Origin of the sequence: Mycobacterium sp. 852002-51163_SCH5372311 (assembly GCF_001667115.1) — a bacterium.
In the GTDB taxonomy this organism is placed as follows: domain Bacteria; phylum Actinomycetota; class Actinomycetes; order Mycobacteriales; family Mycobacteriaceae; genus Mycobacterium.
Genome location: NZ_LZIJ01000098.1, coordinates 1 through 14,908, shown reverse-complemented (window position 1 = coordinate 14,908; position 14,908 = coordinate 1). Strand labels below are relative to the sequence as shown.

Below are 14,908 nucleotides of genomic sequence, written 5' to 3'. Positions count from 1 at the left end.
CTGCCCGCTGCGATGCTGAACCCACGCGATATTGAGGTCTTCGAGCAAGATCCGCCACGACACCCCGTCGACCGCCAGATGATGAACGAGCAACGCCAACTGACCCGTCGACCCGGCCCACAGCGCACTCACCATCACCCCGCCGGCCGGGTGCAACCGAGACCGCGCCTTCACCAACGCCTCATCCGACAGCGCATCCACCGCCTGCAGGCAGTCGCCGGCATCGACCGACCCCGCCTCGGGCACCGTCAACGACCACCCCCCGGCGCCGTCGTCATCCACACGCAGCCGCAACATGGCATGGCGGTCCAGCAACGCCTGCAACACCACCACCACATCGGCCTCAGTCACCCCCGCCGGGGCCTGCACCACCACCGTCTGGTTGAACTGCTCCACCGGACCATCGACGCTTGCCAACCAGCGCATGATCGGGGTGGCAATCACCGGCCCGACGCCCTCGTCAACGCGGCCGGTCTCGTCACTGGTCACTCCGGCAACCCGGGCCAGGCGGGCCACGGTCTGCTCGACGAAGACATCGCGGGGCCGGAACAGCAGCCCCGCCGCCCGGGCCCGCGCCACCACCTGCATCGACAAGATGCTGTCGCCGCCCAGTTCGAAGAACGACTCCTCGACCCCGACCCTTTCCAGCCCAAGCACCTGGGCGTAGATGCCGGCCAGGATCTCCTCGACCGCGCTGGCCGGGGCCCGGTAATGATCGGCGTCCTGATATTCCGGTGCCGGCAGCGCGCGAGTGTCGAGCTTGCCGTTGGCCGTGAGCGGCAGCGCGTCGAGCGCGACCACCGCGGCAGGCACCATATACGCCGGCAGCCGCTCGGCCAGCGCAGCGCGGATCCAGACCGGATCCGCTGTGCCCGAGATATACCCGACCAGGCGTTTGTCGCCGGGCCGGTCTTCGCGGGCGATCACCGCCGCTTGGTCCACCCCTTCCAACCCGGCCAGCGCGGCCTGCACTTCACCGAGCTCGATGCGATACCCGCGGATCTTGACCTGCTCATCGGCACGGCCCACATACCGCAACTGCCCATCAGCACCCCAAGACACCAAATCCCCGGTGCGATACATCCGTTGTCCAGGTTGTCCAGGTTGTGCCGGCGCTCCCGGCCCGGCGAACACGCACGCCACAAACCGCGACGCAGTCAACCCCGCCCGACCCACATACCCACATGCCAGCCCGCCGCCGGCGACATACAACTCACCCACCACACCGGTCGGTACCGGCCGCAACGACGCGTCCAGGACCGCAAAGCCAAGATGCTCCAACGGCAGCCCGATGGGGCTGGCGGCGCTGTCCACGTCACCGTCGACGATCTCGCGCAACGTGGCATGCACCGTCGTCTCGGTGATGCCGTACATGTTGAGCAGCCGTGGTGTTCCGGGGTGGTTGTGCAGCCACGTTCGCAGCCGCTGCGGTTCCAGCGCTTCACCGCCGAACACCACCGCTCGAAGCTTGAGCTGATCTCTGACCTCGGAAGCCAGCGCGTCAGCGGTTTGCAGCGCATAAAACGCCGACGGGGTCTGGCTCAGGACACTGACCTGTTCAGCGACCAGCAAGGCGTGCAAGTCCTCCGGCGAGCGGACCACCGGATCGGGCACGACTACCAGCCGCCCACCACTGAGCAGTGCACCCCAGATCTCCCACACCGAGAAGTCGAATGACAACGAGTGACATTGCGTCCACACCCCCGCGTGACCGATCTCCGGATCCAGAGACTTCAGCAGCCGGGCGACGTTGCGATGAGTTACGGCCACCCCCTTGGGGATTCCGGTGGTACCGGACGTGTAGATGAGGTAGGCGATATCGTCGGGCGCAGGTGCGGCAGGCGCCGGCAGGCCCGCGCGCGGATGGTCGCCGATGCCCGTGTCCTCGATATCGATGATCAGCAGGTCATGCCCGGCAAGCCGGGGGCGCAGTTCTGCCGTGGTGATGGCCGCCATCGGCCCGGCGTCGGCGAGCATGAACTCCAACCGGGCGGCCGGCTGCGCCGGATCGATCGGCAGGTAGGCCGCTCCGGTCTTGAGCACCGCCAACAGCGCCATGATCGCCTCAGCCGACCGGGGCAGCAACAGCGCCACCCGCTCACCCCGGCTCACGCCGTGAGCGGACAGCGTGTGCGCCAGCCGGTTGGCGACCTCGTCAACCTCGCGATAGGTCCACGAACGGTGCCCGCAGGTGATCGCCACCGCATGCGGGCTGCGGGCCACCTGCTCGGTGAACAGCACCGGAATCGACGCCACGGCCGAGGCCGCGACCGGCTGGTTCAATGCCGCCTGATTGCCCCACTCAGCCAGCCGGGCATGCTCGGCCTTGTCCAGCAGATCCACCGACGACAGGCGCTGTGCGGGCTGCGTGGTCAGCGATATCAACACCCGCTCCAACCGCTCGGTCAGCGCCTCGACAGTTTCCGCGTCGAAGACGTCCGTGCGGAATTCCACCTCCCCGCAGATCCCGGCGGGCTCGCCTGTCTCGGTCCACTGTTCGGCCAGGAAGAACGTCAGGTCCACCCGCGCTACCTGGGTGTCGGCCGACAGCGGCGTCACCTGCAGATCGCCCAACCCGCCGACGAGATCGGTGTCCTGGCGCGCGAAGTTCTGCCAGGCCAACAACACCTGGACCAACGGGTGATGGGTCAGGCTTCGAGTCGGGTTGAGCCGCTCCACCAGCACCTCGAACGGCACGTCTTGGTGCTCGTAGGCGGCCAGGCTCCGCTGGCGCACCTGGGCCAAGAGTTCGGCGACGGTCGGGTCACCGCCGAGGTCGACCCGCAGGACCAAGGTGTTGACAAAGAATCCCACCAGCCCATCCAGTGCGGGGTCGCGCCGTCCGGCGATCGGGAACCCCACGGCGACATCGGTGCTGGCGCCGGCCTTGGACAGCAGGATCGCCAGGGCGGCCTGGATCACCATGAAGCTGGTCGCGTTGTACTCACCGGCCAACTGGGCAATCCGCTGTTGCAGCAGAGCCGGCCACTGCACCGAAACCCGGGCGCCGCGGTAATCGGCCACCGGCGGATAGGGCCGATCGGTGGGCAGCTGCAGACGCTCGGGCATCCCCCGCAGGGCCTGCTCCCAGTACGCCAGCTGCGCCCCGATGCGGCTGTGGCTATCGGTCAGATCACCGAATTCCGCGCGCTGCCACAACGTGTAGTCGGCGTACTGCACCGGCAACGGCGCCCAAACGGGGGCCTGCCCGGCGCTCCGACTGGCATAAGCGAGACCCAGATCGCGCACGAGAGGCGCGATTGACCAACCGTCGGCAGCGATGTGGTGCACTACAGCCACCAGCGCATGCTCGATGTCGTTGACGCGGAAAACCTTCGCTCGCAACGGAATTTGCGCTGCCAGGTCAAACGGCTCACGCACCGCAGTGCCGATGGCCTCCTTCAACCGGGTTTCCGGCCAGCCGGCCGCGTCGACGACCTGCCACCCGAAGTCGGCCCGCTCAGCCGGTACCACCAGCTGCCGGGGAATCCCGTCCACCGCGGGGAACAACGTGCGCAGGCTCTCATGGCGGTCCACCACATCGGCCAGCGCGGTCCGCAGCGCCTCGAGATCCAGACGCCCGCACAGCCGCAACGCCACGGCCATGTTGTAAACCGCTGAGGGTCCCTGCAATTGATCGATGATCCACAGCCGGTTCTGCGCAAACGACAATGGGATCAGGGCAGGTCGCTCCACCGGAGCCAACGGCTCGAGGCGACTCGCCCCCCCGCCGATACGCGGAGCCAATTTAGCTACCGTGGGCGCCTCGAACAGGGCGCGCACCGCAAGGTCGGCGTCCAGGGCGGTATTGACCGCGGCGACCACCCGCATCGCCGACAGCGAATCCCCGCCCAGCTCGAAGAAGGATTCATCGACGCCGACGCGTCCCAGCCCGAGCACTTGGGCGTAGATGCCGGCCAGAATCTCCTCGATGGCGCTCGCCGGGGCGCGGTAATGCTCGACATCGCCGTATTCCGGAGCGGGCAAGGCGCGCCGGTCGAGTTTCCCGTTCACCGTCAACGGCAGCGCGTCGAGCGCCACCACCGCGGCCGGCACCATGTAGGCCGGCAACCGCTCGGCCAGGGCGCTCCGCAGGCCGGCCGGGTCTGCGGTCCCGGTCACATAGCCGACCAGACGTTTGTCACCGGGGCGATCCTCGCGCGCAATCACCGCCGCCTGCGCCACACCCTCCAGGCCGGCCAATGCCGTCTGGACTTCGCCCAACTCGATGCGGTACCCGCGGATCTTGACTTGCTCATCCGCACGCCCGACATACCGCAACTGCCCGTCGGCGCCCCAGAACACCAGGTCACCAGTGCGATACATGCGCTGCCCCGGCGCCCCGGCGCCGCCGAACGGGCAGGCCACAAACCGCGATGCGGTCAAAGCGGACCGGCGCCAGTACCCGTACCCCACCGTGGTACCGGAGATGTACAACTCACCGACCACACCGGCCGGCACCGGCCGCAACGACAGATCAAGCACGAACAATGCCGCCCCTGGCAGCGTCGAGCCGATCGGCGGCGCTCCCGAACCCGCGATCAACGGCGCACTGTAGGTGACATCCACTGTGGCTTCTGTCGGGCCGTACTTGTTGATCATCACCCGCCCGGGTGCCGCCCACCTGTCCACCAGGTCGGCTGGGCAGGCTTCACCGCCCACGAGTAAGGCCACCGACTCCAGACCCTCAGGCGACAGAGCCCCTGCAGCGGAAGGGGTCTGCCCTAGCACGTCGACTTTCTCAGATATCAGCAGGGCGTGCAGGTCGGTCGTCGAGTTTGTCATCGACTCGGGAACCACCACCAGTCGCCCACCGTGGAAAAGCGCTCCCCAGATCTCCAAGACGGAGAAGTCGAACGACAAGGAGAACCATTGCGTCCACACGCCCGGGCGCCGCAGCTCGGCATCGATGGACTCGATGTACTGGATCACGTTGCGGTGGGTAATGGCAACGCCTTTGGGGACACCGGTGGTGCCGGAGGTGTACATGATGTAGGCAATGCAGTCAGGGGCCGGCGCCGGCAGCGGTGTGCACGGATAGGCCTCAATGGCGGGGTCGTCGATGTCGATCACTGCCACGTCATGCCCCGCCAGCCGCTCCCGGAGCTCAACGGTGGCGATCGCGGCTACCGGCGCGGCGTCGTCGAGCATGAAGTCGATTCGGGCCGCCGGCAGCGTGGGGTCGACCGGCACATACGCCGCACCCGTTTTCAGCACTGCCAAAATTGCCACGATCGCCCGATCAGATCGCGGAACCAGCAGCGCCACACAGGCACCGGAGCCCACGCCCCGTCCGGCCAGGAGCTGCGCCAACCGGTTGGCGGCCTCGTCAAGCTCCCGGTACGTCATCGAGCGTCCCGCGAAGGTCAGCGCCAGCGCGTGGGGCGTGCGCTCCACTTGCGCGGCGAACATTGCCGGAACCGACAGCGAGGCGATGGCCGGTAAAGGTCGGTTCAGTACCGCCCGATTGCCCCATTGCTCCAACCGGAGATGCTCAGCGGTGTCAAGCAGATCCACCGATGACAATCGCCGACCCGGATCAGCGGTCAGCGATAACAACACCCGCTCTAACCGTTCGATCAGTATCTGGATGCTGGCCGCGTCGAACACGTCGGTGCGAAACTCCACCGCTCCACCGATACCGGCGGGCTCACCAGCCTCTGTCCACCGCTCTCCCAACGAAAACGTCAGGTCCATGCGGGCGGTGTCGGTGTCGGCCGACAGCGAGGTGACCTGCAGATCACCCAAGGCCAGCCCGGCAGCCGGGTCGATATCCTGCCCGGCGAAGTTCTGCCAGGCGAACAGCACCTGTACCAACGGGTGATGATTCATCGACCGGGTCGGGTTGAGCCGTTCCACCAGCACCTCGAACGGCACATCCTGATGCTCGTAGGCGGCCAAGCTGCGCTGCCGCACCTGGGCCAACACCTCAGCAACGGTGGGATCGCCGCCAAGGTCGGCTCGCAACACCAACGTGTTGACAAAGCAACCCACCAGGCCATCCAGCGCGGGGTCGCCGCGCCCCGCGATGGGGAAACCCACCGCCACATCGGCGCTGCCGCTGAGCTTGGCCAGCAACACCGCCAAAGCCGCCTGCATCACCATGAAGCTCGTAGCATTGTGCTCACTGGCCAACCGGGCAACGCGCTGCTGCAGCTGCGCCGGCCAGTCCACCACCACCTTCGCGCCCCGGTAATCGGCCACTGGCGGGTAGGGCCGATCGGTAGGCAGTTGCACCCGGTCGGGCATCCCGGCCAGGGTTTGCTCCCAGTAAGCCAACTGTGCGGCGATACGACTGTCATCGTCGTCGAGATCACCCAGTTGCGTCCGCTGCCACAACGTGTAGTCGACATACTGCACCGGCAACGGAGCCCAACCGGGAGCTTGCCCCGCGCATCGGCTCGCGTACGCCACACCCAGATCACGCACCAGCGGACCGACTGACCAGCCATCGGCGGCGATATGGTGCAACACCGCCACCAACACATGCTCGACGTCGCTGATGCGGAAAAGCCTTGCCCGCAGCGGGATCTGGACGCCCAGATCGAACGGTTCACGCACCACCGCACCGATGGCCTGCTGCAACCGTTCGGCCGGCCAGTCCGTCGCATCGACCACCTGCCAACCGAGATCGGCCCGCTCTGCCGGCACCACCACCTGCCGCGGAATGCCCGCCACCGCAGGGAACAGCGTGCGCAAGCTCTCATGGCGGCCCACCACATCAGCGACGGCTGCCCCCAACAGCCCGGCCTCCAGGTTCCCGCTCAACCGGAAGCCGACCGCGATGTTGTACACCGCCGAGGGTCCCTGCAACTGCTCGATGAACCACAACCGGTTCTGCGCAAACGACAACGGCACCACCGCGGGCCGGTCCACCGCCACGAGCGGCTTCAACCCACCCCCGGCTCCGGCCAGCCGTGGCGCCAACTGGGCCACCGTGGGCGCCTCGAACAACGCCCGCACTGCCAGGCCGGCGTCGAGGGTGGTGTTGACAGCAGCGACCAGCCGCATGGCTGACAGCGAATCCCCACCCAAATCGAAGAATGACTCGTCGACGCCGACCCGCTCCAGCCCCAGCACCTGGGCATACATGCCAGCTAACAGATCTTCGACCGCGCTGGCCGGAGCCCGGTAGTGACCGCTCTCCTGATACTCCGGTGCCGGCAACGCCCGGGTGTCGAGTTTGCCGTTCACCGTCAACGGCAGTGCGTCGAGCACCATCACCGCGGCCGGCACCATGTAGGCCGGCAGCCGCTCGGCGAGCCCGGCGCGGATTTCACCCGGGTCGCCGGCACCCGTTACGTAGGCCACCAGACGCTTGTCACCGGGGCCGTCCTCACGCGCGACCACCGCCGCCTGCTCGACTCCGTCCAGGGCGGCCAGCGCGGCCTGGACTTCGCCCAGCTCGATGCGATACCCGCGGATCTTGACCTGGTCATCGGCGCGGCCCAGATAGACCAGCTGTCCATCGGCGCCCCAGCGCACCAAATCCCCGGTGCGATACATGCGCTGGCCCGGTGCTTCCAGTCCGGCGAACGGGCAGGCCACGAACCGCGACGCCGTCAATCCCGCCCGGCGCAGATAGCCGTACGCCAGCCCGGTACCGGCCACGTACAACTCCCCCACCACACCGACCGGCACCGTGCGCAGCGACTTGTCCAGCACAAAGAAGCCGAGATGGGCCAACGGCACCCCGATCGGGCTGGCACTGCGCTCGACGTCGGCGTCGACGATCTCCCGGAACGAGGCGTGCACCGTCGTCTCGGTGATGCCGTACATGTTGATGAGCCGCGGTGAATCGCGGTGGCGGTCCAGCCACATACCGAGACGCCGCGGTTCCAGCGCCTCACCGCCGAACACCACCGTGCGCAGCTCGAGTCGAACCGCTGACTCCGGTGCCCGCGCATCAGCGGTTTCCAGCGCATAAAACGCCGACGGAGTCTGACTCAATACGCTGACCTGCTCGGCAACCAGGGTCGCGTGCAGGTCTTCCGGCGACCGGACCACGGTCTCGGGCACTACCACCAAGCGCCCGCCGTGCAGCAGCGCACCGAAGATCTCCCACACGGAATAGTCGAAAGCCAGGGAATGACACTGCGTCCACACCCGCCCTGCCAGCTCTTGGTCGGCATTCAGCGACGCCAGCAGCCGGATCACGTTCTGGTGAGCGACGGCCACCCCCTTGGGAACCCCGGTCGTGCCCGAGGTGTAGATCAGGTACGCGATGTCCTCAGGTGCCGGCAGAGGCAGGGCGGCGCTGGATTGGAAGTTGATGGCTACGTCGGCGACGTCGATGACCGCCAGCTGGCGCGAGTCCAGGCGATCGGCCAGCCACGAGGTGGTGATCGCGGCGACCGGCGCGGCATCGGCAACCATGAATTCAATCCGCGCGGCCGGATGCGCGGGATCGATCGCCACATACGCCGCTCCGGTCTTCAGCACCGCCAAGACGGCCACGACGGCCTCGGCCGAACGTGGCAACAACAGCGCCACACACTTGCCCGGCCCGGCACCCCGGGCAGCTAGCAGATGCGCCAACCGATTCGAGGACTCGTCGAGTTCTTGATACGTCGTCGAGCGGCCGTCACAGGTCAGCGCCAATGCCTTCGGGGCACGCGACACCTGTGCGGCGAACATGGCCGGAATCGACGCGGACACGGTCGCCGACCGGGTCAGCGCCGCACGGTTACCGATCCCGTCCAGGTGGTAGTGCTCGCCGGCATCCAGCAAGTCCATCGTGGACAGCCGCCGACCCGGGTCAGCGGTCATGGCCTCCAGCACCCGTCGCAATCGTTCAATCAGCGTCTGGATGCTTTCCGCATCGAACACATCGGTGCGGAACTCGACTGCTCCGCCGATCCCGGCGGGCGCGCCGGTTTCGGTCCAGCGCTCCGCCAGCGAGAAAGTCAAATCCACGCGGGCAGTGCGGGTTTCGAGCGGGACCGAGCTGATCTGCATATCGCCCAAGGCCAAGCCGGTGGCCGGGTCGGCGGCGAAGTTCTGCCAAGCCAACATCACCTGCACGAGCGGATGGTGGTTCAGCGACCGGGTCGGATTGAGTCGCTCGACCAGCACCTCGAACGGCACGTCTTGGTGCTCGTAAGCGGCCAGGCTGCGCTGCCGCACCTGTGCGAGCAACTCGGCGACGGTGGGATCACCGCCCGCGTCCATCCGCAGCACGAGGGTGTTGACGAAGAATCCCACCAACTCATCCAGCGCGGGATCGCGTCGCCCGGCGATGGGGAACCCCACCGCCACGTCGTCGCTGCCGCTGAGCGTGGACAGCAGCACCGCCAGAGCCGCCTGCATCACCATGAAACCGGTCGCGTCGTGCTCGCGGGCCAACCGAACCATCCGCTGCTGCAGCTGCGCCGGCCACTCCACCACCACACTGGCGCCGTGGTAATCGGCCACCGGCGGATAGGGCCGATCGGTGGGCAGCGCCAACCGCTCGGGCATCCCGGCCAGCGCTTCCTCCCAGTACGCCAGCTGGGCGGCGATCAGGCTGTCACCATCATCGAGGTCACCAAACTGCGCGCGCTGCCACAGCGTGTAATCGACGTACTGCACAGGCAACGGCGCCCAACCGGGGGCCCGTCCAGCACACCGGCTGGCGTAAGCCACGCTCAGATCGGCCACCAACGGGGTGATCGACAAACCGTCGGCCGCGATATGGTGCACCACCGCGACCAGCACATGCTCATCGGCGCCGATGCGGAAAAGCCGTGCACGCAACGGGATTTCCGCTGCCAGGTCGAACGTGTGGCGCGTCGTTTGACCGACGGCCTCCTGCAACCGGCCGGCCGGCCAGCCGGTGGCATCCACCACCTGCCAGCCAAAATCGGCCCGCTCAACCGGCGCCACCAGTTGCCGAGGGGTTCCGTCGACCGCCGGGAACAGGGTGCGCAGGCTCTCATGGCGGCCCACCACATCAGTCAGTGCGGTAGCTAAGGCGTCGGCATCCAAGCGCCCGCCCAGCCGCAACGCCACCGCCATGTTGTACACCGGCGAGGGTCCTTGCAGCTGGTCAATGAACCACAACCGGTTCTGGGCGAACGACAACGGGACCACCGCGGGCCGCTCCACCGGAACCAACCGCTCCAGCCCACTTCCGCTACCGGTCACACGCGGGGCCAGCTCGGCAACCGTCGGTGCCTCAAACAACGTGCGCACCGAAAGACCAGCGTCCAGAGCGGTATTGATCGCGGCAACCACCCGCATCGCCGAAAGCGAATCCCCGCCCAAATCGAAGAACGAGTCCCCGACGCCGACGCGGCCGACACCGAGGACGTCGGCGTAGATACCGGCCAGGATCTCTTCGGTGCTGTTGGCCGGGGCGTGGTAACGGTCGGTGTCGGCGTATTCGGGCGCCGGCAGGGCGCGTCTGTCAAGTTTGCCGTTGAGGGTCAGCGGCAGCGCGTCGAGCACGACGATCGCGGTCGGAACCATATAGGCCGGCAGCCGCTCAGCCAGCGCCGCGCGCGCTTCGGCCGCGTCGGCGGTGCCCGTGATGTAGCCCACCAGCCGCTTGTTTCCGGGGCGGTCTTCCCGGGCGATCACCGCCGCCTGCTGGACCCCGTCCAGTGCGGCCAGCACGGCCTGGATTTCACCCAACTCGATGCGATACCCGCGGATCTTGACCTGCTCATCGGCCCGGCCCAGGTAGACCAGCTGCCCGTCGGCACCCCACCGCACCAGATCCCCGGTGCGATACATCCGTTGACCCGCTCCGTCGGGCCCGGCGAACGGGCACGCCACAAATCGCGACGCAGTCAAGGCCGCCCGGCGCACATAGCCACACGAAACCCCGGTACCGGCTACGTAGAGCTCACCGACCACACCGACAGGCGCCGGTTGCAATCTCGCATCCAGTACAAACAGCGCCGCCCCGGGCACCGGCGCACCGATCGGCACGGTTCCGTCGGCCACCGAGCCAGTACTCAGCGGCGCGCTGATCGACGCATACACGGTGGTCTCCGTCGGGCCGTAGCCGTTGACCATCACCCGTCCCGGTGCCCACCGATCCACCAACTCGACGGGGCAGGCCTCACCGGCCACCATCAACGCCACCGATTCCAAGCCCTGCTGCGCAAGCAACGCCAGTGCCCCCGGGGTCTGGCTCAACACGCTGACGCGCTCGGCAATCAGCAACGCGCGCAGGTCTTCTGGGGAGCGGGTCACGGACTCGGGCACCACCACCAGCCGCCCGCCGTGCAGCAGCGCACCGAAAATCTCCCACACCGAGTAGTCGAAGACCAGGGAATGACACTGCGTCCAGACCTCGCCCGGCTCGAGCTGCAGGCCGATGTCGAGTGAGTCGAACAACCGGGTCACGTTGTGGTGGGTGACGGCCACCCCCTTGGGAACCCCGGTCGTGCCCGAGGTGTAGATCAGATACGCGATGTCGTCGGGCGCGGGTGCCGGCAACGGCGTCGCGGGCTGGGCGGCGATCTGCGGGTCGTTCACGTCGATGACGGCCAGGTCGTACTCGTCCAGTCGACTGGCCAACTCACGGCTGGTGACGGCCGCGGTCGGTGTTGCATCGCCGAGCAAGAATTCGATCCGGGCCGACGGAACCACCGGGTCGATCGGCAGATAGGCCGCGCCCGTCTTGAGCACCGCGAGGATCGCCACGATCGCTTCGGCCGAGCGCGGCAACAGCAGCCCCACGCACTCTCCCGGGCCGGCTCCCTGCTGGATTAGCCAGTGCGCCAACCGGTTCGAGGACTCGTCGAGTTCGTGGTAGGTCATCGAGCGGCCATCACAGGTCAGGGCCAAAGCCGCCGGGCCACGCGCCACCTGGGCGGCGAACACCCCCGGAATCGACCCCGTCGGCGTTACCGCCCGGAGCAATACCGCCCGGTTTCCGACCTTGTCCAGGTGAGAGTGCTCACTGGCATCCATCACGTCCACCGAAGACAACCGCCGGTTGGGGTCAGCTGTCACCGCTGCCAGCACCCGCCGCAATCGTTCGATGAGCGACGCAATGCTGGTCGCATCGAACACATCGGTCCGGAATTCCACACTTCCGCCGATCCCGGCAGGCTCACCCGTGTCGGTCCAGCGTTCGGCCAACAAGAACGAAAGATCCATTCGGGCAGTGTGGGTTTTGATGGGCATCGGGGTGACCTGCAGATCGCCCAACTCCAAACCAGTGGCCGGGTCACCGGCGAAGTTCTGCCAGGCCAACATCACCTGGACCAGCGGGTGATGGGCCCGGCTGCGGGTTGGGTTGAGCCGCTCGACCAGTACCTCGAACGGCACGTCCTGATGCTCGTAGGCAGCCAGGCTGCGCTCTCGCACCTGGGCCAACACGTCAGCAAGGGTGGGATCACCACCCAGATCCATCCGCAACACCAGGGTGTTGACGAACGACCCCACCAACTCATCCAGTGCTGGGTCGCGCCGCCCGGCGATCGGGAACCCTACTGCCACATCGGAACTGGCACTGATCTTCGACAACAGCACCGCCAGCGCGACCTGCATCACCATGAAACCTGTCGCATCATGTTCACGAGCCACCCGAGCCACCCGCTGCTGCAGCTGCGCCGGCCACTCCACCGCCACACTCGCGCCGCGGTAATCGGCCACCGGCGGATAGGGCCGATCGGTGGGCAGCTCAATGCGCTCGGGCATCCCCGCAAGCAGCCGCTCCCAGTAGGTCAACTGCCCGGCAATAAGACTGCGCGGATCGTGTAGCTCACCGAATTGTTCGCGCTGCCACAGCGTGTAGTCGACATACTGCACCGGCAACGGCGCCCAACGCGGCGCCTGTCCGTCACACCGGGCCGTATACGCCACCCCCAGATCACGCACCATCGGGGTGATCGACAAACCGTCGGCGGCGATATGGTGCACCACCGCGACCAGCACATGCTCCTCGTCGGCAACCCGGAAAAGCTGTGCCCGCAACGGGATTTCGGTTGCCAGGTCAAACGCGTGGCGCGTCGTGTCCCCTACGGCCTCCTGCAACCGCGTTGCCGGCCAGCGCGCGGCATCCACCACCCGCCACCCGAAGTCGGCCCGCTCAACCGGCACCACCACCTGCTGGGGTGTGCCGTCCTGGGCCGGGAACAGGGTGCGCAGGCTCTCATGGCGGCCCACCACATCGGCCAGCGCCAGACCTAAGGCATCGGCGTCCAGACGCCCGCCCAGCCGCAACGCCACCGCCATGTTGTAGACCGGCGACGGGCCCTGCAACTGATCGATGAACCATAACCGGTTCTGGGCAAACGACAACGGCACCACCGCCGGCCGCTGCACCGCAACCAACGGCGCAACCCCGTCCCCGTTGGCATCCATCCGGGACGCCAACTGGGCCACCGTGGGCGCCTCGAACAACGTGCGCACCGAAATTCCGCCACCGACAGAGTTGTTGATCGCCGCAATCACCCGCATCGCCGACAGCGAATCCCCGCCCAAATCGAAGAACGAGTCGTCGACCCCGACGCGGGCGACGCCGAGGATCTGGGCGTAGATACCGGCCAGCATCTCCTCCATGGCGTTGGCCGGTGGACGATAATGATCGACGTCGCCGTACTCGGGTGCGGGCAAGGCGCGTCTGTCGAGTTTGCCGTTGACGGTCAGCGGCAGTGCGTCGAGCACCACCACCGCGGCCGGCACCATATAGGCGGGCAACCGCTCGGCCAGCGCGGCGCGCGCGCCGGCCGCGTCGGCGCTGCCGGTGATGTAACCCACCAGCCGCTTGTCACCGGGGCGGTCTTCGCGGGCGATCACCGCCGCCTGCTGAACGCCGCTTAGCCCGGCCAGCGCGGCCTGGACTTCCCCCAGCTCGATGCGATACCCGCGGATCTTGACCTGATCGTCGGCGCGACCCAGATAGACCAGCTGCCCATCGGCACCCCAGCGCACCAGATCCCCGGTGCGATACATCCGTTGACCGGCACCCTCGGGTTCGGCGAACGGGCAGGCGACAAACCGCGACGCGGTCAAGCCCGCCCGACCCACATATCCATACGCCACCCCGGCACCGGCCACATACAACTCGCCAACCACACCCGCCGCCACCCGGCGCAATCCCGCGTCCAGCACGAACAGCGCCGCCCCCGGCACCGGCGCACCGATCGGCACCACCGCCTTGTCCGCCGACTCCACGCCCAGCGGCGCGCTGATCGCCGCATACACCGTCGCCTCGGTCGGACCATAGGCGTTGATCAACACCCGCCCCGGCGCCCACCGCTGCACCAACTCCACCGGGCACGCCTCACCGGCCACCACTAACGCCGTCGACTCCAGCCCCGCCGGCGACAACACCCCCACGGCCGAGGGCGTCTGGCTCAATACGTTGACGCCCTCCGACACCAACAAGGCATGGAAGTCTTCCGGCGAGCCGGCCACCTCTTCGGGCACCACCACCAGCCGCCCGCCATGCAATAACGCCCCGAAGATCTCCCACACCGACACGTCGAAAACCAACGAATGCCACTGCGACCACACCCGCCCCGGACTCACCGGCAACCGGCCCTTTACAGAGCTGATGAAGTCGGTGACGTTGCGGTGGCTCACCGCAACGCCCTTGGGCACACCGGTGGTGCCCGAGGTGTAAATCAGGTAAGCAATGTCCTCCGGAGTCGGCGCCGTCAAGCCCACGGAGGGCTGACTGGCAACAGGATCGGCGACATCGATGACCTGCACGTCACACCCGTCGAGTTGTGACCGCAGATCCGCCGTGGTGATCGCGGCCACCGGCGACGCATCCGCCACCATGAACTCGATCCGCGCCGCCGGCAGTACCGGGTCGATCGGCAGATAGGCCGCACCGGTCTTGAGGACCGCCACGATCGCCACCACGGCCTCGGCCGACCGCGGCAACAGCAGCGCCACACATTCACCCGGGGCCGCACCCTGTCGCGCCAACAAGTGCGCCAAGGCGGTGGAGGCCTCGTCA

1 protein-coding gene is annotated in these 14,908 nt (G+C 67.4%); it reads right to left on the bottom strand.

Annotation, left to right across the window (positions count from 1 at the left end; all coding sequences use genetic code 11):
• Window positions 1–14,908, bottom strand: a 14,908-nt coding sequence (locus A5791_RS13090; protein WP_156661226.1) for a non-ribosomal peptide synthetase, incomplete at both ends; no start/stop codon positions are given.